Source organism: Bradyrhizobium lablabi, assembly GCF_900141755.1.
GTDB lineage: Bacteria > Pseudomonadota > Alphaproteobacteria > Rhizobiales > Xanthobacteraceae > Bradyrhizobium > Bradyrhizobium lablabi_A.
This window is the reverse complement of the sequence record NZ_LT670844.1, coordinates 7284998-7303848: the sequence shown is the minus strand read 5'-3', so window position 1 is coordinate 7303848 and position 18851 is coordinate 7284998. Positions and strand designations below refer to the sequence as shown.

Sequence of the window (18851 nt, the reverse complement as noted above, 5' to 3'; positions counted from 1 at the left end):
ATGCTCTTCATCCTGGTTCTGCTACTTTTCTCGCCTGTCCAAAGCTTCGCCGCCGGCGCGATCGTCAGGGACGGCGCTACCCTTCAGCTTGCCGATACGACGTACCGGCTCGACGGGATCGATGCACCGGAGCTGGACCAGATGTGCATCGACGAGCACGCCGACCCCTGGGCCTGCGGCGTCGAAGCGCGCGATCAATTATCGAAACTGATTGGTGGCCGCCAGGTGCGCTGCGAGGATCTGGGCCTGGCGACGCCCTACAAGAAACGACATGTCGGTATCTGCACCGTCGAGGGTGAAACGGCCAATCTGAACCAGCTTCTGGTCCGTCAGGGTTTTGCCTTGAATTTCGAACCTTATGCGAGGGGACGATTCAGGGAAGACGAGGCCGGCGCCAAGGACGATCGCCGCGGGCTTTGGAAAGGCTGCTTCGTCGCCCCGCAGGAATTTCGCCATGGGCGAAAGGATGGCGCCCTGTTGGGCGCCTCGTGCCGGGCCGACAAGGACCGCGAGATACGCGCGGCGCTGTTTCCGGAGGAGCCGGCCATGCCGTCGGGTTGCAGCATCAAGGGCAAGTTTGCCGTGCGCGCCCGCTTCACCGGCAATGTAGGGGTCTATCACTTGCAGGGCTGCCGCAGTTACCCCGCGCTGACACAACCGGATCGCTGGTTCTGTTCCGAAGACGACGCCCAGGCGGCAGGATTCCGGCGGGCCTACAATTGCCGCGGGCGGACCTGACGATCCCCTTGCCTGGACCGCCAGGCGGCAGCGCGGCTTGCGAGTTCTTGCTCCAAAGCCCTCAGACCCCTAGCATGTCACAAAACTGTCAAGCGGGGCCGGCGATGAAGGATGATGCGAGTTTTAGCGTATTGACGGGCAATAATATCGATGCCCGGCCGGTGAAAGCCGGGGGCGTCATCTTTCGGGAGGGCGACGAGGCTCACGAACTCTTCGTCATCAAAAGCGGCGAGGTCCGAATCCAGATCGGCAACCGAACCATCACCGAGCTTACCGCGGACTGCGTTTTCGGCGAAATGGCGCTGATCGACAACGAACCGCGCAGCGCGACCGCTATCGCGATCACCGATGTCGAGCTTGTCGCGGTGTCGGAAAAGCAATTCCTGTTTCTGGTAAGCCAGACCCCCTATTTCGCCCTCAAGGTGATGCGTGTCCTCGCGCAGCGGCTGCGGGCAACAAACAAGACCTTCGGCTGAATCTTCCTGTCGCCGCACCTGCGGCTGCCGCGGACCCGCTCTAAAGGCATGCAAGCTGCGCCGTAACAAATCTGTCACACAGCAAAACTAAACAGAGGCGACGGCCTGACTGGCCGGAAATCCACCTTCCCAGGGAGATGTTGATGCGCCGCTCACTCGCGTTGCTGTCCGCCGGCCTGACCTTGCTTTCCGCCGGTACCGCGCTTGCGCAAAACGCCACGCCCCACAATCTCATCCTGTTCGTGCCCGACGGATTGCGCGCGCTGAAAGTCACCCCCGAGACCGCGCCTGCGATGGCCGCGGTCCGCGACAAGGGTGTCAACTTCAAGAATCCGCACTCGCTGTTCCCGACCTTCACCATGGCCAATGCCTCGGGCATGTCGACCGGGCATTTTCTCGGTGACACCGGAACCTTCAGCAACACGATCTTCACCGGCTACACGGTCAAGCCTGCCGGCGATACCGTTGTCCCCTTCATCGAAAACGATGCGGTGATCGGCGATATCGACGAGCATTTCGGCGGCAATTATCTGAACGAGGAAACGATCCTGAAGCTGGCGCGGGCGCAAGGCTTCAGCACCGCGGCGATCGGCAAGGTCGGCCCGACGCTGATTTTCGACCATACCGACCGCGCCGACCGTCCCGGACTGCATTCGATCGTGATCGATGATTCGACCGGCGCCAAGAACGGCGTGCCGCTCTCCGACGAAATGACGGCGGCGCTGACGAAAGCCAATCTTCCGCTGGTCGCACCCTCGCGCGGCGACAACGGCAAGGCCGGTGACGCCAAGACGCCGGGGACGCTGGTCGCAAATACCGCGCAGCAGGCCTATTTCGCCGACGTCGCAAGCAAGGTCGTGCTGCCGATGTTCAAGGACCGCAAGAAGCCGTTCGTGCTGGTGTTCTGGTCGCGCGATCCCGACGGCACCCAGCACAATACCGGCGACAGCCTCAACACCGTGACACCCGGGATCAACGGCCCCACATCGATGGCCGGTATCAAGAATGCCGACAACAATCTGGCGCAGTTGCGCAAGGCGCTCGACGATCTCGGCCTCTCCGCCACCACCGACGTCATGGTGTCGGCCGATCACGGATTCTCGACGATCTCGAAGGAGAGCAAGACCAGCCCCGCGGCGAAAGCAAGCTACGAGGATACGCCGAAGGATTTCCTGCCGATGGGCTTTGTCGCCATCGATCTCGCCAAAGCGCTTGGCTTGCCGCTGTTCGATCCCAACGACAAGAACGCACCCGTCGCCGACAATGCTCACCCCAAGGCCGGAAACGGCGTGCTCGGGCAAGACCCGGCAAAACCCGATCTGGTGGTTGCCACCAATGGCGGATCTGACCTGATCTATTTGCCGAACAAGGACAAGAAGCTCGCCGAGCGCACCATCAAGGCGCTGCTCGAGCAGGACTATGTCAGCGGATTATTCGTTGACGACAGTCTCGGACGCTTCCCGGGCACGCTGCCGATGTCGGAGATCGCGCTGAAGGGCAAAGCGGCGACGCCGAACCCGTCGATCGTGGTCAATTTCCGTTCCTATGTGGCCGGATGCGACGAGCCGACCAACTGCTCGGTCGAAGTCGCCGACACCGTGCTGCGCCAGGGCCAGGGCATGCATGGCAGTTTCGGTCGCGGCGACACCATGAATTTCATGGCCGCGATCGGGCCGGATTTCAAAGCCGGCTATGTCGATCCGCTGCCGGTCAGCAATGCCGATGTCGGCATGACCATCGCCCAGCTCATGGGCTTGCACGCCGTTGCCGCAGGCGGACTGGTCGGCCGGGTGATGTCGGAAGCCCTGCCCAACGGCATAACCCCGAAGGCGTCAGACGCAAAGATCGTCTCCAAGCCGGCCTCGAACGGCCTGCAGACGGTCGTGAAGTACCAGCGCGTGCTGTCGCAGCGCTATTTCGACGTGGCGGGATTTCCGGGCCGGACGGTCGGGCTCGACGCGGAAAGCGGCAAACAAAAAACGGCGGGGAAATAACCCCGCCGTCGCGATCTCTGCATTTATTGCCGATCACATCCCGATGTCGAAAACCTTCGGCAGCTGCGCCAGCGGCAGCGCCGCGACGCCGACGATGGTGGCGACCAGCGACATCAGGGTGCGGTTGCTGCGGCGCTTGCCGCGCATCTGGCTTGCGATCCATTCCAGCACTTCGATATCGACACCGGTAGCATGCGCCGGCGCCCAGCTCTCGATCGCGGTTTCCGGCGACAGCGCCACGGTGCGCGGCGGCACCGGCAGGCCGGAGGCGGAGGCGGCGTGGTGCACCACGGCCTTGGCCAGCAGATCGTCAAAGCGTCCGTCGTCGCTGCGCTCCGTGGCCGCGTCATTGATCTCGAACAGCGCCTCGGCCTCTGCCCGGCTGACCGGCTGATGCTCGACCGCGGTCGCGGTCAGGATGCGCGCGCACCAGGCAGCGTCATCGGCGTCCAACTCACGCGAAAAATGAACACGGCCCCTGGTGGTCGGGCCCTCGCCGGTGATCACGCCATCGCGCACGACGGTAAGGGCAAGGGCTGCGGTATCGCGGCAGGAAATCTTCGTCGGTTCGACCGCGCCGATCGGTTCGGCGGACTTCAACGTAGGGGCAGACATTGGGTACTACTTCTTCTCAGTTTCTTGCTCTGGGTCAGCATGTCGGTGCGGGCGTAAACGAGTGGTTAATGATTCGAAACTCGGTTCGCGAGATTCTTAGATGGTTGCTTATTTGTCGCTGTGAGCACTGTCATGGTTCGGGGTTATCACAACCGGAGGCGGGGTGATGGGGGCTTTAAGCGGCAATATCGGGGCGGAGGGAACTTTTGCCGCCGCTGTGGTCTTTTCGCCGCAGGGACGCGGATCAAAAGAAGATGCTAGAGGTCCCGCGGTCGGGAGAAGGATTTGCCATTTTGTCGGCGGCCGTTCCCTATGGCGTCCCCTCCTCCTATAATCAACAGACAAAATTCACCTGCAACTCGAATGACATGAGGTCGTAACATGGCTCTCCAGATAGGCGCTGTGGCCCCGGATTTCGAGGCCGAAACCACCGACGGCAGGATCAAGTTTCATGACTGGATCGGTAACAGCTGGGCGCTCCTGTTCTCGCACCCGAAGGATTTTACGCCGGTCTGCACCACCGAACTCGGCGCGCTGGCCAAGCTGAAGCCGGAATTCGACAAGCGGGGCGTCAAGCTGATGGGGCTTAGCGTCGACCCCGTGGAAAAACACGCGAAATGGTCCGAGGACATCAGGGAGACGCAAGGCGCGGCGCCGAACTATCCGATGATCGGCGACACCGATTTCAACGTGTCGAAACTGTACGACATGCTGCCGGCCTCGACCTCCGGCGACCCCGCGACGCGCACCGCTGCCGATAACCAGACCGTCCGCAACGTCTTCGTCATCGGTCCGGACAAGAAGATAAAGCTGGTGATGGTCTATCCGATGACCACTGGGCGCAATTTCCAGGAGATCCTGCGCTCGATCGATTCGTTGCAGATGACCGCCAAGCATCGCGTCGCGACACCCGCCGACTGGAAACAGGGCGAGGACGTCATCATCGCAGGCTCGGTCAGCGACGACGAGGCCAAGACGATCTATCCGCAGGGCTGGAAATCGCCGAAGCCTTACATCCGGATCGTGCCGCAGCCGAAGTGACGGTTCGCGGTTGCAAGCGAAGCGAAGCAATCGAGACCGTCATTCCGGGATGGTGCGCCAGCACCAGACCCGGAATCTCGAGATTCCGGGTTCGATGCTTCGCATCGCCCCGGAATGACGGCGGCTAGTTTCGCGGCGTCAGCCAATCGGCGATCGCAAGCCCTGCGGTCGCCGACACCGCGGTGACGAACGACCCCCAGGACACATCGACCGCCGCGACCGGCCAGGTCCAGTGCTTCAAGAGCGACAGCGACGTCAGCTCGAAGGTCGCGTAGCAGAACAATCCGAACAGCGCGCCGTAAAGCAGCGCCGATTGCGAGGTCGCCTCGCGCGGGCCGCTGACGAAAATCAGGATGCCGACCACGTAGAGCAAATAGAACAGGATCGCCGGGAGAGGCCTGATCTCGCCCAGCATGTCGCCGACTTGCGCGGTGAAAAAGCCCTTGGCGACGATGCCGAGAAAGACAAAATCCACTGGGACCAGCACGATCAGCGTCGCCAGATAGAGAACGATGTACCGTTTCACGGCGACCTCCAGTGCGTCCGGGCATCTTGATTTCAGCTACGGATCGGGCTTGAGAGAGTTGCAATGTCTTCCCCGGACCTAAGTCGATCTCGGCACGACCTATCCCGCGCCGATCATCGATCACAGCAAGGGGCGCGAGCGCGCGCTGAAGGCCTACGCGAAGCTCCGCGCGGCGTAACCCACCGCCTCTCTTTAACCCGCGATCGAATCCCGCTATCGTGATCGCTTCGTTTAAACCCTGGGGGACCATATGGACGACGAGAAACCTGTTCTTGAGCACATGACGGATACGATGGGCAGCGCTGTCGAGGCGACGAAGGAAGCCGCCAAGACGGCGGTCAAGAAGGTCAAGAAAGCCGTCAAGAAGACCGCGAAAAAGGTGATGCCGAAGAAAGCCAAGAAGGCCAAAAAGGCCGCCAAGAAATCTTCGGCGAAGAAATCGCCCAAGAAAGCGGTCAAGAAAGCGCCCAAGAAAGCCGCCAAGAAGAAAAAGAAGGCCAAGAAGTCGAAGCGCTGAGCGCATCGCGCAAGCCTCACTCGCGCCGAGCCTCTCTCGCACCAAGCCTCCGGACCAGCGCCGGGGGCTTTTGCTTTTGGTTTCCGCTTCATCCAATTAGCCGCGCCGGTTGACCAGAAACACTGCGGCCGCGCACGCCACCATGCCCGCGATCGCAACCGCATCGAGCCGTTCGCCGAACAAGAGATAGGCCATCGCCGAAGTCACCGCCGGCACCAGATAGAACAGGCTCGCCACTGACGTGGCCGCCTGACGCCGGATCAACCAGTACAGCAGCCCGATCGATCCGATCGACAGCACCACCGCAAGCCAGGCCAATGCCAGCACGAACTCGGTGGTCCAGTGCACGACATTGTTCTCGAATAGAAGCGCGCCGATGCCATAGAGGACCGTGACCGTGATGTATTGCACGAGATTGCCGGCGCGCCAGTCGATCTTGCCGCAATAGCGCCGCTGATACAGGGTCCCTAAGGTGATGCTGACCAGCGACACGCCGGAGGCGAGCCACCCCCAGCCCGCCTCCCCGCTCATCGGACGGTCATGCAGGATCAGCACCACGCCTGCGAGACCGAGCAATAGTCCGCCCCATTGCAGCGGCGTCACCCGCTCGCCGAGCCAGCGGTTCGCCAAGGTCGAGGTCAGGATCGGCTGCAGCCCCGGTATCAGCGCCGACAACCCGGCCGGGATCGAATGCGAAATCGCGACCGCGGTGCCGCCGAGATAAATCCCATGCACCAGAATGCCCGCAACCGCGCTGTGGGCGATGCCGGTTGCGTCGGGCCATCGCGGCCGCGCGATCGCGACGATGATCGCCATCAAGCCAACCACCAGGGCCATGCGGATCGCGAGATAGGTCAGCGGCTCGGCATCGCGCAGCACGTATTTGGTGGCGATGAATCCGGTACTCCAGAGCACGACAAAAACCGCCGGCGCCGCGCGCGCGGCAAGTTTTTCGAATTTTTTATTCATTGCCCGCTTGGATGCCCGATCACGCATCGGGCGGCAACGCCAATTTGCGGTTTTTGGTCGGGGGTGCTGCCATTATCATCGGTCGTCATACCCCGCGCATGCGGGGTATCCAGCACACTGCGGCTTCTCGGTTCTATCGCTGGCGTCTCTGGAATACTGGATCGTCCGCCTTCGCGGACGATGACAGCGGGGGGGGGGTCCTACGGATTCGAATTTCAAACAGCTACAGTTTCGCGATCTCGCGGCGCCTTGCGCCCGAGTTTTGCTCTTGATTCCCGCCCTCTTAAATCAGAGGGCGCAGGGAATGCCGGGCGCCCGATGCGCCCGATAGCCGCGTGTGCAATGATAGTGTGAGAGCGCACACGCGTTAGTCAGGTCACACCGGAATCACCCGGCACTCCCCGCGCAATGGTTTACGGCTTATTTCGTGCTCTCCCCGGCGACCGGGCTCTTTTGCCACCGTCGCCGGCGGAATTGCTTCCACCGACTTGACACCAGCGTCGGGGTGTCAGGACCACACGACTTCGCCGTCCGCAGGACAGCGCCCTCGTCTTTGGCACCACCTGCGTCCACCGCATCCCGCCCCGCGTCCGTGACGATCGCGAGCCGCCCCTCTGTGGAGCAGGACGGGGTGAGTCCTAGAGGTGATTTGGGCAAATCGCGAAGCGGAATATTTTTGCGCAGAGATCTGGACGACCCAAATCAGCCTGATTTTGTTCAACAATTTTTCGTTTTGGCGCAAGTCCACAAGCGGCCATTCGAGGAGGTCGTGGACCGATATGCGATGTTCGAACCGGTGGTCGGGCAGAGACGACCTATCGCAGGAGATCCTTCTTTGTGTTTGTCGGTGGGTTCAGGGCACATGCCATTCCGTCATCTGTTGTCGCTCGCTGTCGCGCTGATCATTGCCGGCCCGCTTCCGGCGCGGGCGGATGATCCGGCGGCAAAGGATGTCGCCACGATCGGCGACTGCCTGCGCAAGCAGGAGAAGAAGAAGGGGGGGACATCGCAGGAAGCCGAAGAGGCGGCCTGCCTCATGACGGTAGCGAAGCCATGCATGGGCGGCGATGAAGCAAGCGCGGCCGACCGGCGCAAGATCGACTGCCTGGATCGCGAGCAGCAGGTCTGGGACAAGATCGTCAACGATTCCTACAAGACCATGATGAACGCGCTCGATCCCGACCAGCAGGCCAAGCTGCGCGAGATGCAGCGATCATGGATCCAGACCCGCGATCTGACCTGCGGGTTCTGGTACGATTATTTCCAGGGCATGATGGCTAATCCGATGATCAGGTATTGCAACAACCGCGAGACCGCCCGGCGCGCGATCTTCCTGCGGGTTTTCGCCGCTGACATCGCGGACCGAAAATAGCTGATGCGATCGAGAGGCCCGCCTGGAGGGCGAGCCGCCGTCGCCAAACCAGATCACCACTCTTCCGGGCAGGGATCGACGATCTTCCAGAGATCTTCGCCGTTCTTGATCTTTTTCATCTCGGTGGTCAGCCCGCCGTTGCGGCGGATCCAGTCCTTCACCGTGTCGGGATAATAGGACATCAGGTCGGAGGTCCCCTCCGAGCTCGTCACCTTGATGCCGAAGGTGAAGGCCTTGTCGTAATAGGCCTGGTGGAAGCCGAGACTGGCGCGCGGGGTCACGCAGATCTTGTTCATCGGCACGATGCCGAACACCAGCGTGCAGGCCGAATTGCAGATGCCGTCGATGATGACGCGCTCATGCCGATCCCTGATGTGCTTGTACTTCGCCTTGTATTCCTCAACATAGCCGCCGTGATCGCGGGTGATATGCAGATCGGCGCGCGCCGGCACCGCGGCGAGAAGCGAGAGCAAGATCAGGGCAACGGGCGTGATGCGCATGGATCGGTCGGCAACCCCCAGGAGACGGGAACACGGGAAAGCCGGTCCCCCCGGAGCGGACCAGACGGCACAACTCTGGCTGGAGTGTGTTGGAATTTGGTTAAGCATGCCGAAACGGCCAAAAATTCCGCGTTGTGACGAATTTCCCTCATCTTTTCAGGGCATGGTGGTCTGGATCGGAACCCGTATTTCGCCTAAGTCCTTGCCCAAAATGCCCTCTTTTCACGCCCCTGCCGGAGAGACCCAGATGACCCGACCGAAACTCCTTTCAGCCGCCGCCGTACTAGTCGCACTCGCCGCGGCGCCGAGCCTGGCGCAGGCGAGGATCCATCACCACCACCACTCCCATGGCCGGTATTACGGCCTACCCTACCCGATCAGCTACCTCCACAATTACGGCCCGGGGGCCCTGCCCGGCACCTTCGCCTATTATGACGGTCCCTCGACCAATTACTGTTATCAGGGCTCGGCGGCCTATATCGGCCAGGACGGCCAGAGGCACCCCTGCTTCTGAGGAGCCGCGCGACGGTTCAGTGTTGAAAAATCGGCGGCCGCGATCGCCGCATCGCTGCTTCTATTCGGGCACGTCCTGCACGCAGTTTTTGATAAAATCCCGTCGCTGCGGACCGATGATCTTCTGATCGATCGCCTGCTTCAGGCAATCGAGACGCGCCTGTGCCATGCAGAGCTGCATCTGGTCCTTTTGCTCCTGGCCCTTGAATCCCTGCGACGCGGCCTGGCAGGCAAATCGCTTGCCGCCCGCGACCGGCACCGCAGGTGCGGGATTGACCGGAACAGACGGCGTGGTGGATTGCGCCACAGCCGCGATCGCGAAGCCGAGTGAGGCTGCCGCGAGGATGACACTCAATAGAAGTCGCATGGGGGCAGCCTCCGATTGAATGCGCTTAAGTTAGGGGTCCAAGCTGAATGTGTTGTGAACGGCGGTTGCGCGGGCAATAAAGCGCGAATCGCGGCCCCGTCTGACATCGTCGAGCCGACTGTCGTATGCAAATCGCCTTGAAATGGCGGCGGCTAAATGCGAACTAGCGAGCGTTGGCTAGTGCAAATCGACGCCTTTGCTAACCCATTGAAAAGACGCGCTCGTAGCTCAGCTGGATAGAGCATCGGACTTCGAATCCGAGGGTCGGGAGTTCGAATCTCTCCGAGCGCGCCACTTCGGTACAGAACTGGGCACGCCAAAACCTGCCGTTTTTGCGCTTTCAGCGGCGACGAGCGTGCGCAGAAGCACGCTTTTCGACCCTATGATGCGCAGCTCTTTCTGGTCGACTTCGACGCGTTGGGCGAACGCGCGAAGGTGATCGCGGCGGTAGCCACCGCCATCGGTTCGCATCCGCTTGCGGGCTGTCCTGGCAAAGGTCTTGAGGGTCTGTGGCGTGATGGTCGGGCCGGCGCGATCAATCGCTTCCTCGGCCCTCTCTGCGTCAAGGCGGGCCTGATCGCGCGTGGCCATCAGTTCACCGATGCGGTCCTTCAGCAGGGGATCGGAGAGATCGGCGACGCCGTTCTCGATGGCGTCGTAAAGCCGCTTGAGTTTGGCGTCTGCCTCAGTCGCCCGCTTGCGCAATTCGGCGATATGCGACTTTCGTCGCTCGGCGCGCTCGGTGCGACGATCGAGTACGTGCGACAAAAGCCGCTCAAGACGCTTGGGCTGCAACAAACGCTGCTCGATGTACTCCGCGACCAGATTGTCGAGTTTTTCCATCGGGACGGTGCGACCCGGACAGCCGGTCTCCCCCTGCCGGGCTTTGGTGCAACAGGTGTAGTAGCGGTAACGGCCGCTCTTGCCGGTGCGCAGCGTCATCGCTCCACCACACGCGGCGCAAAAGCAGATGCCGGTAAGGAGGGTCGGGCCGCTGACGATTCTCGGTGCGATCATCGCTGGGCTCCGGCTCTTGAGCAGCATTTGGACGGCCTCAAATTCCTCCGCGTCGACGATTGCCGGCACCGCCATTTCCACGATTTCAGTCTCCGCCTTGCGCTCGCGGGTCTTCCAGAACTTGGTGTTGAAACGGTGCCGGCCGATGTAGGTCGTTCGGGTCAGCACCTTGTGGACGGCATCGACACCCCAGCGTCCGCCGTCGCGGGTGCGAATTCCTGATGCATTGAGGTGCGTGGCTATGGACTTGACGCCCATCGGCCCCGAGCTTCCGCTGCCCTCGCGCGCCAGACGAAAGATCAGGCGCACGGTCTCGGCCTGGACCGGGTCGATTTCCAAGGTCTTCTTGGTCCGGTGTCCGCGTTGCTCGGAGGCCTCCACGATCCGATAGCCGATCGGCGGTAAGGCCCCATTCCAGAAGCCTTGCCGCGCGTTCTCCTTCATGGCCCTGAGCGTGTGCTTGGCGTTCTCCTTGGACTGGTACTCGTCGAACAGCGCCATGATCTGGCGGATCATGTTGCTCATGGGATCGTCACCGAGCTCCTGGGTGATCGACACCAGCCGGACACCAGCTTTGGCGAGGCGGCGCACGTAAAACTCGAGCTGAAACTGGTCGCGGAAGAAGCGGCTGAAGCTGTGAACCAGGATCACGTCGAACGCCGGCGGCTTGGTGGTTGCCGCGTCGATCATGCGCTGGAATTCCGGCCGCCGATCATCGGTCGCGGACAGGCCGGGCTCGACATATTCAGCCACGATCTCCCATCCGCGAGACGCGCAATAGCCTTTCGCCTGGCGGCGCTGGTCCGGGATGGAAAGATCATTCTCTGCCTGCCGGCCTGTCGAGACTCGCAGATAGAGGGCTGCACGAACCGGCATCGTCATGGCGATCTCCAAAGCAAAGGGCTCAGTGGCGGGTTGAAAACAATTCGTCGAACAGGTCGCCGAACCAGGCCTCGAATACCTCGATCTCGGCCTCGGTGATCGGGACCTCATCAGGCCAGTCGTCGGTCACGGTCCACTCAGATTGCTTCTTCTTTGCCGGGCGGCCCCTTCGTCGAACTGGTGGCCGCAAATGGTCGTAGAGGTCGTCGGGCAACGGACCCAATGACCGCGTTCGCCTCGGCCGAGATTTCTGATGATGAGCCATGGCGCCCCTTCGGCAAGCAGACTCAATCGAGAGAACGGCGCAAGTTTGTCCGCCGATTCATTCGACGAGGAGCGGCAACTCGCTCGCGCTGAGCCATCAGCGCGTGGCCGTCAAACGCCGGCGCAGGCGAGGCCCGTCAAGGCCGTGAGCCGGCAGAGCCGGGCGCGCGCGAGCGCGAGCCTTGACCGGCGTCGCCTGGTCCGGCAGCGCCATTCCAAGCGCCGATCGCTCAGCAACGCCAAGCCAGGTCGGTCTCGGCCGCACATTGCACTGACCTCATGAGCGCAAAGGAGAACCCGGATTCTTGCAATGTGCGGAGATGCCAGAAAAATTGCGATAAGCTTCTGCACTGTCTGAAGATCGACCACGGCGCACCTTGCCCTTTTATCCTGCTATCAAGCGGTCGGTTGTCTGCGCCTCGCCGGTCCTGCGCTATCGTTCGCCAAACCGCCATCGGACAAAAACCAGGACAAGCATGACGCGAGCAGCTTCCGCGTGGATTTGGCGCAGTTGATATGCCGGGTCTTTGTCGACCGCAGGTGCAGCTCATGTCTCTTAGCCGGTCGAGGGCAGAACGCCGGAGCTGCCGCGGCTGCGCCGGTCGTTTGCAATTCGGGCGCGGCAAGGCGACAGGCAGGCCAGTCCCAATCGGACGTGAATGTCCGGTATTGTGGATAGCGGACGCTAAAGCAGACGTCGCAAAATCGACGCGATTGACCCGAAGCCGACCTTGCGCCGATGCTGCCGGAGGCACGGTGCGGGCTCGAAAATAAATTCGTAGAGCATGTCGTTTTGGCGGTCCGCCGTTCGACTGGGTGTCGGCGGAGCCACTTCGGTTGTGGCTGGAGCTCACAATGTGACTGGATCTTACGGAGGTTGGCAATGACGATCTCGCATCGATTTATCGAGACAAATGGCATTCGAATGCACCTGGCCGAAGCAGGGAGCGGCCCCACCGTGCTTCTCTGCCATGGCTTTCCGGAGTGCTGGTATTCGTGGCGGCACCAATTGGAAGCGCTCGCTGCCGCCGGATATCGCGCCATCGCGCCCGACATGCGTGGTTACGGGCAGACGGACAAACCTGATGCGATCGATCAATACACTCTATTGCATTTGACCGGAGACATGGTCGGATTGCTCGACGCGATCGGCACGGATCAAGCAGTCGTTGTCGGACATGATTGGGGAGCGCCGGTCGCTTGGCGCTGCGCTCTGTTCAGACCGGATCGATTTAGGGCCGTCGTTGGCTTGAGCGTGCCGTTTCAGGTGCGTGGTCCCAACCGACCAAGCACCGTCATGCCGAGGACCGAAAAGCAGCGCTTCTATCAACTGTATTTCCAGACGCCGGGCGTTGCCGAGGCAGAACTCGAAAAAGACGTCCACAACGCAATCAAGACGACATTGTTCGCCCTATCTGGCGATGCGCCGGTTGAAGATCCTGCGTCGCTCACGATGCTTCCTAGTGAGGGGGGTTGGCTTGATGGGAAGCCTACAACCCAATCATTGCCGACGTGGCTCACGGACAGTGACATCGAATTTTACGTTGAAGAGTTCAAGCGCACCGGCTTTGGAGGAGGTTTGAATTGGTATCGCAACATTGATCGCAATTGGGAGTTGCTCGCACCATGGTCCGGCGCAAAGGTTCAGGTCCCGGCACTCTATGTCGTTGGCGATCGAGACGGGGTTTACAGATCGCCGAGTTGGAGCCATCTCGTCCCTAGCCTGAAACAGTTCGTGCCCTTGCTTCGCGAGACAATAGTCTTGAAAGGTTGCGGTCATTGGACTCAGCAAGAGCGCGCCAATGACGTAAGCAATGCGCTCCTGGAATTCCTGAAACAGTTATAGATCGCGAACGGGGACTTGCGTAGACCCGGAAAGCAACGCAATGTCGCGTTTTGTGCATTGGCCCTTCGCGTCTATCTGGGAGGCTGATCGAGATTACCGCTATTGAGGGGTAAGCGGAGCACCCCGCAACATCGGGGGATCCACGATGCGTAGTGCTAGATGGCAGAGCATCGTAGACTTGCCGATTGTAGCGTATCGCGGGCTTCGGCATCATAGGGGAATCGCGAGGGAGTAGTGCCCATCTTCATCGGCCGTGGCGCGCCACTCGGCAACATTTGAGCGGACTCTCAATTCGATCGCGGCATGACGGAGAGAGGTAATGTCGGAGCAAACGGAAATTTTGCGCGAGATTGCGTCGGTCATTACCAGCAACGGTCCCTATCGGATAGACCAGTGGTTCACCGAGGATTTCAGACTGGTTGAGCCAACCAAGCCCAACTGGCCTCGGGGACACGAGGGCGCCAGCAAGCTACTCGACCTTTTCAGGACGCTCACCCCTCCCGTGCGATACGTTGCGCTCGATATGGTCGAGCAAGCTGACCGTGTCGCCGTTCGCTGGCAATTATCCGCAACCTACCGTGGCGAACCACTCTCCATCGCATCGATGGCAATTTACCGATTCAAGGAGGGGCGCATCGCCGAGGACTGGGGCATCCCTATTCGAGGAGAATGGCTCGATTAGACAGAGCCGTGCGCGTTTCGCCGATTGGTCGTGCCGCGAGACTTTATCCTCCTCGTCGATTACTTCGCTTGTATCATTTTGAAATCTACTTCGATCCGCCAAGCAGCCGGAGAGCTTCCACAAGGTGCTGGTTTTCCTCGGGCGTACCGATGCTGATCCGCAGTTTATCCCGTAATCCCTCCTCATCGAACCATCGCACAAAGATGCGTCGGGCCATGAGAGAGCGATAGACTTTCTCCGCGCTGGCGCTGGCGAGCGCGCTGGTGCGTTCGAAGGCCGCGCCATAGAGCCGACATGCCCGAGCACATCAAGGCGCATTTGCGAGGCGACAAATTGGTAGCGCTTAGGGTCGCCAAACGCAAAAAAGCCCTTCCCCAAGATGCTGTCAGCCCAGCCCGAGGGGAAGACGAAGATGGACGATGGACGACGAGACCTGACGCTATTGCGCCACGTTCCCGCTCGCGTTGAAATTGTTCTTCGTATTATACCCGGAGTCGTGCAGATTTTTGATATACATGGCGTGGTCGCTGCTACTCACACCGCCCGTCCAGAAGACCGGAGACGCACCCACGCCGGCAGCACCCACACCGGCAGCACCCACACCGGCATTTGCGTTCATCGCCTGGCGATGATGAGTCCGCTGCGCGGCCAAAACGGCAGAAGTAGAGAGAGTGAGGATAGCAAGACTGACAAGAATGCTTTTGGTCATCGTCAGCTCCTTTGAGATATCCCCCTGGAGCGTTGCCAAATTGTAGCATAACCGGCACTCCTCGACAACCTTCGGCTCAAGTTGGGTTCCCCCCTGTCCCGCACGTCATATGCGTTCCAGCCGCTCCAGACCGCCGCGACAAATGGCAGGATCATCGCCGCGTAGTCCAACGTTTCCAGCATCACCGTTCGCCCATCTTGCAATGTTCGTCGCCGGATCAGAAACGGCCCGTGCTGCGTTGGATCGAGGCGGCGGGGCGTGGGTGACTACGTCATGCTGCCGGGCATGAAGCAGCGGATCGCTCGCTGACCATTTAAGAACCACGTCCAGACCATCGTTCGGCCGGCGCGGTTCGGCTCCGTGATCACGGCGTCGTCAGGAACGACGATCCATTGGTTGTCGAGACGGACGCGGTAATGGCCGTCTTTGGAATCCCAGTCTGGATCGGCGACCGCATGGCCATCCGCGATAGAACAGCACAACCCTTTACCGCTCGCGAGATGATCGAACCAGCTATTTAGCTCGGGATGGTTGGCAACGTGGGCGAGCGCAGGAGTACAGAGGAGCAGCAGGATCAGAGCCAGTCGCTTCATCGCCGTGTTTCCTTGCGCCACTATGTCCTGGACTGCAAGCTGGCCGGGCCCTCCGTCGGGAAGATGCGCTCGTATATCGCGCGGGCCTGTTCAATAAGACGGGCCCGTTCGACCTCACGCTTCGGGATAAATTGAACAACTTCGCCCATGTGCGATCCAAGGCAGGAAATTCGGGACGATGCCATGACGAACGTCATGCCATCCGCGCTCGGAGATTTGGGGGTCCCTCGCAGATTTGCACCACCAGCTGGCAGGAGGGAGGATAAAAACTTTGTGACTGCGGTTTTATAGGCGGGTTCCCGGTGGGTAGTACAGGGTCCGTTTAGAAATCCGATGCCCGATGCCGCGCGACCGCGCCAAAGTCAATGAGGCCGCGCGCCAAAATCGGGAACATCGAGCGTGAAACCGCATCGGCCGCCGCACCATCATGTGCACGATGTTTATCGCGGGGCTCGCGATCATTCATGCGTGACGGCCTCAGTGTCGCCGTGCTCAGCGATGACGCTCAAATCCTGGGGCTCAGCCACAGGAGTAGGCCATGGTCGCTTATAAACTTGGATTGTTAACCGCCGCCTTCCTTCTATGCACGCCCTACGGCGTCCTAGCCCAAAGGACTGGCGGCGTGAGCGGCGGGATGTCCAGCGGCTTTGGGACTGGCGGGGTTTCCGGCGGCGGTAGGACTGGCGGGGTGTCCATCGGCGTTGGGACTGGCGGGATGTCCGGCGGCGGCTTTGGAACTGGCGGGGTGTCCATCGGTGTTGGGACTGGCGGGGTGTCCGGCGGCGGTGGGATTGGCGGGCTGTCCAGCGGCGATGGGACTGGCGGGGTGTCCGGCGGCGGTGGGATTGGCGGGCTGTCCGGCGGCGGTGGGACTGGCGGGGTGTCCGGCGGCGTTGGGACTGTCGGGGTGCCCAGCGGTGTTGGAAGCGGGGTGTCCGGCGGCGCGGTGTCCAGCGGCGTTGGAAGCGGGGTGTCCAGCGGCGTTGCGACTGTCGGGGCGCCCAGCGGTGTTAGAAGCGGGGTGTCCGGCGGCGCGGTGTCCAGCGGCGTTGGAAGCGGGGTGTCCAGCGGCGTTACGACTGGCGGGGTATCCAGCGGCGTTGGGACTGGGTCGCTTGGCGGCGGCTCGCGTGGCAACGTGGCGGCGCCCAGTTCGGTCGGGTCAGTCGTGGGTAACGTGACCGCTCTCCCGGGAGCTTCGGTGGTCCAAACGGGCAATTCGCTATCCCAGAATCCCGTTGGAGTTGGCCCAAACGCGCCCGCTGCTGTTCCAGGCATCACCGCGCAACCGGGAGGAGGAAGCCTAGGAGTCGGGCAGCCATTCACCCCACGGTAGGTTAAAGCATCGCAAAGAGGCGATGCACCACGATGCGCGGTAGGCCCGCCACGCAAGCCCCATATGTTGGGCGATTGCTAGTCCCTTCGGGCCGCGCGGCGCCATCCCGGCATGGGAAGCCGCGATCGAAGCCCTGATCCTGGTCGCGACGCACCGATGCGGCGGTCAGACTCTCGGGCCGGCCGCCCTTTTACGTGGGCGCAGGCACATTAAGAGGCGCATATTGCGCCTCGCCATGGCCTAAGGACCAGTTCTCGGGCAGCACCTCGACCAGGCTGATGAAGATATCCTCCGGCCGCAGGCCGGGGCTCTCGGTCAGCAACTCAACGATGCGGCGGTAGAGCGCCTTCTTCTGGGCGAGGGTGCGGGTGTTGTTGACGGTGAGCTGGATGATCAGGAGGTCGTCGCTGCGGGCGATGCCGAGATAGTTGGCGCCGTAGTCGAAATCGACCTCCTCATGCTCGGTGATCAGCATGAAGCGATTAACCTCCGGCACGTTGAAGGTCTCGCGCATGGCGCGATAGAGGCCGTCGCGGATCGCCTTGCGGTAAGCGGCGGGTTTGCCGCGGCGGAGGGAAATGCGGGTCAGCGGCATGGTCGGGCTCCTCAGTCATCGCATCGATACCGGAAACGGAGAGCTGGGCGGCCATTCGAAACAGACGATTTGCTTCCGGCCATGGATGCCCATGCCATCATCTCACGGAGCGCCAAACCATTGCAAAATCATAGAATTCAGGTGCTGGATGAGAAAACCTCATCTACACTGATTGCATGAGGAAGCTTCCGCCCCTTCGAGCTCTCCATGCCTTCGAGGCCGCTGCCCGGCATCATAGCTTCGGGGCTGCCGCGAAGGAGCTCGGCGTCACGCCGACGGCAATCAGCCACCAGATACGACAATTGGAAGAGGCCTGCGGAGTAAAGCTGTTCCAGCGCCGCCCGCGGCCTTTGCTCCTGACGAGCGCTGGGGCACGCCTCTATCCGGCCTTGCGCAATGGCTTCGATGCGCTGGCCTCGGCGGTGGCGTTGTTGGCAGAAGAGGATGTGCAAGCGCCGCTTCGCGTGACGAGCCCGAGCGCATTCGCCAGCAAATGGCTGGTCCCGCAACTGCCGAAATGGCGTGAAGAAAACCCCACGGTCCCTTTGGAAATCATCGGCACGGATGCGGTACTCGATGTGAGAGCGGGCGCCGCAGACGTAGCGATCCGTTATGCACGAAAGCCGCCGCTCGACTTTGTAGCGCACGAGGTGTTTCGGGACGTGTACGTTCCCGTTTGCAGCCCGCGTCTGTTGGAGCACTATGGCCCGATCGAGCGGGCTGCAGATCTCCAGCGTCTTCCTTTGATCCACTATGATTGGATGAACCGCGATCCGGAAGCGCCGACCTGGCGGCAATGGCTGGCGGTCGCGCGGTCGATCGATCCCGATTTCAAACCCCTCGAAAAGGTCTGGGACCTGAGTTTCCGCGAGGAGCTGCACGCGATTGACGCCGTTGTCGGTGGACAGGGGGTTGCGATCTGCAGCGACGTGGTCGTCAGCAATGAACTGAGGAGTGGGCTGCTCGTGAAGACGCATCCGCTCTCCCTGCCCGGCTACGGGTTTTATCTCGTCTCGATGGCCCATAGTCCGCGGGCGCCTGTCATCGAAGCCTTCTCGACGTGGATGACGGCTATCAGCTGAAGTCGCGGGGACCTATGGAGGGTTCAAAGAGTAAAGTGCGGATGACGATCGCGAGCTCGGCCTAGACGTAGCGCGAATTTCGAAATCGGGGTCGTGGGTTGTCCTCATCCTAAAAGCGGACATGGCCAAATCAGCGGAATATCCAGTAACGGATATTGGACAGCACACCGGCACCCGATAGGCTTTCCAAAATCAATTAGCTAAGCGTGCTATCGGA

General features: G+C 61.3%; 18 protein-coding genes, 1 tRNA gene and 1 pseudogene. 11 read left to right on the top strand and 9 right to left on the bottom strand.

Features of this window, described 5'->3' with window-relative positions; all coding sequences use genetic code 11:
* The 3 genes from B5526_RS34055 to B5526_RS34045 all read left to right on the top strand — a co-directional run bounded on the left by B5526_RS34055 (position 1) and on the right by B5526_RS34045 (position 3208).
* Positions 1 to 738 (top strand): thermonuclease family protein, encoded by a 738-nt coding sequence (locus B5526_RS34055; RefSeq protein ID WP_433994671.1) that lies wholly within the window; start codon positions 1 to 3, stop codon positions 736 to 738.
* On the top strand, positions 720 to 1214 hold the full coding sequence (locus B5526_RS34050; RefSeq protein ID WP_244562136.1) for a Crp/Fnr family transcriptional regulator: 495 nt from the start codon (positions 720 to 722) through the stop codon (positions 1212 to 1214). The genes B5526_RS34055 and B5526_RS34050 overlap by 19 nt, the downstream gene beginning before the upstream one ends.
* Before the next feature lie 143 nt (positions 1215 to 1357).
* Positions 1358 to 3208 carry an alkaline phosphatase family protein gene (locus B5526_RS34045; RefSeq protein ID WP_079545840.1) on the top strand — a complete coding sequence of 617 codons (1851 nt, stop codon included), beginning with the start codon at positions 1358 to 1360 and terminating at the stop codon, positions 3206 to 3208.
* A 33-nt stretch (positions 3209 to 3241) separates the two neighbouring features.
* Here B5526_RS34045 and B5526_RS34040 read toward each other — a convergent pair whose 3' ends face one another.
* Positions 3242 to 3823 carry a hypothetical protein gene (locus B5526_RS34040; RefSeq protein ID WP_079544038.1) on the bottom strand — a complete coding sequence of 194 codons (582 nt, stop codon included), beginning with the start codon at positions 3821 to 3823 and terminating at the stop codon, positions 3242 to 3244.
* Positions 3824 to 4204: 381 nt separating this feature from the next.
* Between B5526_RS34040 and B5526_RS34035 the strand changes: the two genes are divergently transcribed.
* Positions 4205 to 4864, top strand: a complete 660-nt coding sequence (locus B5526_RS34035; RefSeq protein ID WP_079544037.1) for a peroxiredoxin — start codon at positions 4205 to 4207, stop codon at positions 4862 to 4864.
* 124 nt (positions 4865 to 4988) lie between these two features.
* Here the strand turns inward: B5526_RS34035 and B5526_RS34030 are convergent, their stop codons facing one another.
* Positions 4989 to 5390, bottom strand: a complete 402-nt coding sequence (locus B5526_RS34030) for a DUF2177 family protein (protein ID WP_079544036.1) — start codon at positions 5388 to 5390, stop codon at positions 4989 to 4991.
* A gap of 250 nt (positions 5391 to 5640) precedes the next feature.
* Between B5526_RS34030 and B5526_RS34025 the strand changes: the two genes are divergently transcribed.
* Positions 5641 to 5907, top strand: a complete 267-nt coding sequence (locus B5526_RS34025; protein ID WP_079544035.1) for a histone — start codon at positions 5641 to 5643, stop codon at positions 5905 to 5907.
* 96 nt (positions 5908 to 6003) lie between these two features.
* Here B5526_RS34025 and B5526_RS34020 read toward each other — a convergent pair whose 3' ends face one another.
* Positions 6004 to 6876 carry a DMT family transporter gene (locus B5526_RS34020; RefSeq protein ID WP_079544034.1) on the bottom strand — a complete coding sequence of 291 codons (873 nt, stop codon included), beginning with the start codon at positions 6874 to 6876 and terminating at the stop codon, positions 6004 to 6006.
* Positions 6877 to 7738: 862 nt separating this feature from the next.
* Between B5526_RS34020 and B5526_RS34015 the strand changes: the two genes are divergently transcribed.
* The gene (locus B5526_RS34015) at positions 7739 to 8248 is read left to right on the top strand and encodes a lysozyme inhibitor LprI family protein (RefSeq protein WP_172842168.1); all 510 of its coding nucleotides are present in this window, start codon (positions 7739 to 7741) and stop codon (positions 8246 to 8248) included.
* Positions 8249 to 8301: 53 nt separating this feature from the next.
* On the opposite strand, the gene B5526_RS34010 is transcribed toward B5526_RS34015, so the two are convergent.
* Positions 8302 to 8748: a hypothetical protein gene (locus tag B5526_RS34010; protein WP_079544032.1), complete on the bottom strand. Its 447-nt coding sequence runs from the start codon at positions 8746 to 8748 to the stop codon at positions 8302 to 8304.
* 247 nt (positions 8749 to 8995) lie between these two features.
* Between B5526_RS34010 and B5526_RS34005 the strand changes: the two genes are divergently transcribed.
* Positions 8996 to 9262 carry a hypothetical protein gene (locus tag B5526_RS34005; RefSeq protein WP_079545837.1) on the top strand — a complete coding sequence of 89 codons (267 nt, stop codon included), beginning with the start codon at positions 8996 to 8998 and terminating at the stop codon, positions 9260 to 9262.
* Positions 9263 to 9322: 60 nt separating this feature from the next.
* Here B5526_RS34005 and B5526_RS34000 read toward each other — a convergent pair whose 3' ends face one another.
* Positions 9323 to 9628, bottom strand: coding sequence for a hypothetical protein (locus tag B5526_RS34000; RefSeq protein WP_079544031.1), 306 nt, complete (start codon positions 9626 to 9628; stop codon positions 9323 to 9325).
* A gap of 217 nt (positions 9629 to 9845) precedes the next feature.
* Between B5526_RS34000 and B5526_RS33995 the strand changes: the two genes are divergently transcribed.
* A tRNA-Arg gene (locus tag B5526_RS33995) sits at positions 9846 to 9922 on the top strand.
* A gap of 573 nt (positions 9923 to 10495) precedes the next feature.
* Here B5526_RS33995 and B5526_RS39645 read toward each other — a convergent pair.
* Positions 10496 to 11521 (bottom strand): annotated as a pseudogene (locus tag B5526_RS39645) (recombinase family protein); the annotation flags it as partial.
* 1153 nt (positions 11522 to 12674) lie between these two features.
* Here B5526_RS39645 and B5526_RS33980 point away from each other — a divergent pair.
* Positions 12675 to 13637, top strand: a complete 963-nt coding sequence (locus B5526_RS33980) for an alpha/beta fold hydrolase (RefSeq protein WP_079544029.1) — start codon at positions 12675 to 12677, stop codon at positions 13635 to 13637.
* Positions 13638 to 13956: 319 nt separating this feature from the next.
* On the top strand, positions 13957 to 14319 hold the full coding sequence (locus tag B5526_RS33975; protein WP_079544028.1) for an ester cyclase: 363 nt from the start codon (positions 13957 to 13959) through the stop codon (positions 14317 to 14319).
* Between the two features lie 439 nt (positions 14320 to 14758).
* Here B5526_RS33975 and B5526_RS33970 read toward each other — a convergent pair whose 3' ends face one another.
* The 3 genes from B5526_RS33970 to B5526_RS33960 form a co-directional block, all read right to left on the bottom strand.
* Positions 14759 to 15028 (bottom strand): hypothetical protein, encoded by a 270-nt coding sequence (locus B5526_RS33970; RefSeq protein WP_154071596.1) that lies wholly within the window; start codon positions 15026 to 15028, stop codon positions 14759 to 14761.
* Positions 15029 to 15294: 266 nt separating this feature from the next.
* Positions 15295 to 15621 carry a hypothetical protein gene (locus tag B5526_RS33965; RefSeq protein WP_079545835.1) on the bottom strand — a complete coding sequence of 109 codons (327 nt, stop codon included), beginning with the start codon at positions 15619 to 15621 and terminating at the stop codon, positions 15295 to 15297.
* Between the two features lie 1526 nt (positions 15622 to 17147).
* Entirely contained in the window at positions 17148 to 17552 is a 405-nt protein-coding gene (locus B5526_RS33960; RefSeq protein WP_079544026.1) for a tautomerase family protein, read from the bottom strand.
* A 176-nt stretch (positions 17553 to 17728) separates the two neighbouring features.
* Between B5526_RS33960 and B5526_RS33955 the strand changes: the two genes are divergently transcribed.
* Positions 17729 to 18634 carry a LysR substrate-binding domain-containing protein gene (locus B5526_RS33955; RefSeq protein WP_079544025.1) on the top strand — a complete coding sequence of 302 codons (906 nt, stop codon included), beginning with the start codon at positions 17729 to 17731 and terminating at the stop codon, positions 18632 to 18634.
* Positions 18635 to 18851: the final 217 nt, after the last annotated feature.

Bases quoted from the DNA above. Each gene is read 5' to 3' on its own strand.
- B5526_RS34055 (WP_433994671.1), top strand. From the start codon at position 1: ATGCTCTTCATCCTGGTTCTGCTACTTTTCTCGCCTGTCCAAAGCTTC.
- B5526_RS34045 (WP_079545840.1), top strand. From the start codon at position 1,358: ATGCGCCGCTCACTCGCGTTGCTGTCCGCCGGCCTGACCTTGCTTTCC.
- B5526_RS34040 (WP_079544038.1), bottom strand. From the start codon at position 3,823: ATGTCTGCCCCTACGTTGAAGTCCGCCGAACCGATCGGCGCGGTCGAA.
- B5526_RS34035 (WP_079544037.1), top strand. From the start codon at position 4,205: ATGGCTCTCCAGATAGGCGCTGTGGCCCCGGATTTCGAGGCCGAAACC.
- B5526_RS34025 (WP_079544035.1), top strand. From the start codon at position 5,641: ATGGACGACGAGAAACCTGTTCTTGAGCACATGACGGATACGATGGGC.
- B5526_RS34020 (WP_079544034.1), bottom strand. From the start codon at position 6,876: ATGAATAAAAAATTCGAAAAACTTGCCGCGCGCGCGGCGCCGGCGGTT.
- B5526_RS34015 (WP_172842168.1), top strand. From the start codon at position 7,739: ATGCCATTCCGTCATCTGTTGTCGCTCGCTGTCGCGCTGATCATTGCC.
- B5526_RS34010 (WP_079544032.1), bottom strand. From the start codon at position 8,748: ATGCGCATCACGCCCGTTGCCCTGATCTTGCTCTCGCTTCTCGCCGCG.
- B5526_RS34005 (WP_079545837.1), top strand. From the start codon at position 8,996: ATGACCCGACCGAAACTCCTTTCAGCCGCCGCCGTACTAGTCGCACTC.
- B5526_RS34000 (WP_079544031.1), bottom strand. From the start codon at position 9,628: ATGCGACTTCTATTGAGTGTCATCCTCGCGGCAGCCTCACTCGGCTTC.
- B5526_RS33980 (WP_079544029.1), top strand. From the start codon at position 12,675: ATGACGATCTCGCATCGATTTATCGAGACAAATGGCATTCGAATGCAC.
- B5526_RS33975 (WP_079544028.1), top strand. From the start codon at position 13,957: ATGTCGGAGCAAACGGAAATTTTGCGCGAGATTGCGTCGGTCATTACC.
- B5526_RS33970 (WP_154071596.1), bottom strand. From the start codon at position 15,028: ATGACCAAAAGCATTCTTGTCAGTCTTGCTATCCTCACTCTCTCTACT.
- B5526_RS33965 (WP_079545835.1), bottom strand. From the start codon at position 15,621: ATGAAGCGACTGGCTCTGATCCTGCTGCTCCTCTGTACTCCTGCGCTC.
- B5526_RS33960 (WP_079544026.1), bottom strand. From the start codon at position 17,552: ATGCCGCTGACCCGCATTTCCCTCCGCCGCGGCAAACCCGCCGCTTAC.
- B5526_RS33955 (WP_079544025.1), top strand. From the start codon at position 17,729: ATGAGGAAGCTTCCGCCCCTTCGAGCTCTCCATGCCTTCGAGGCCGCT.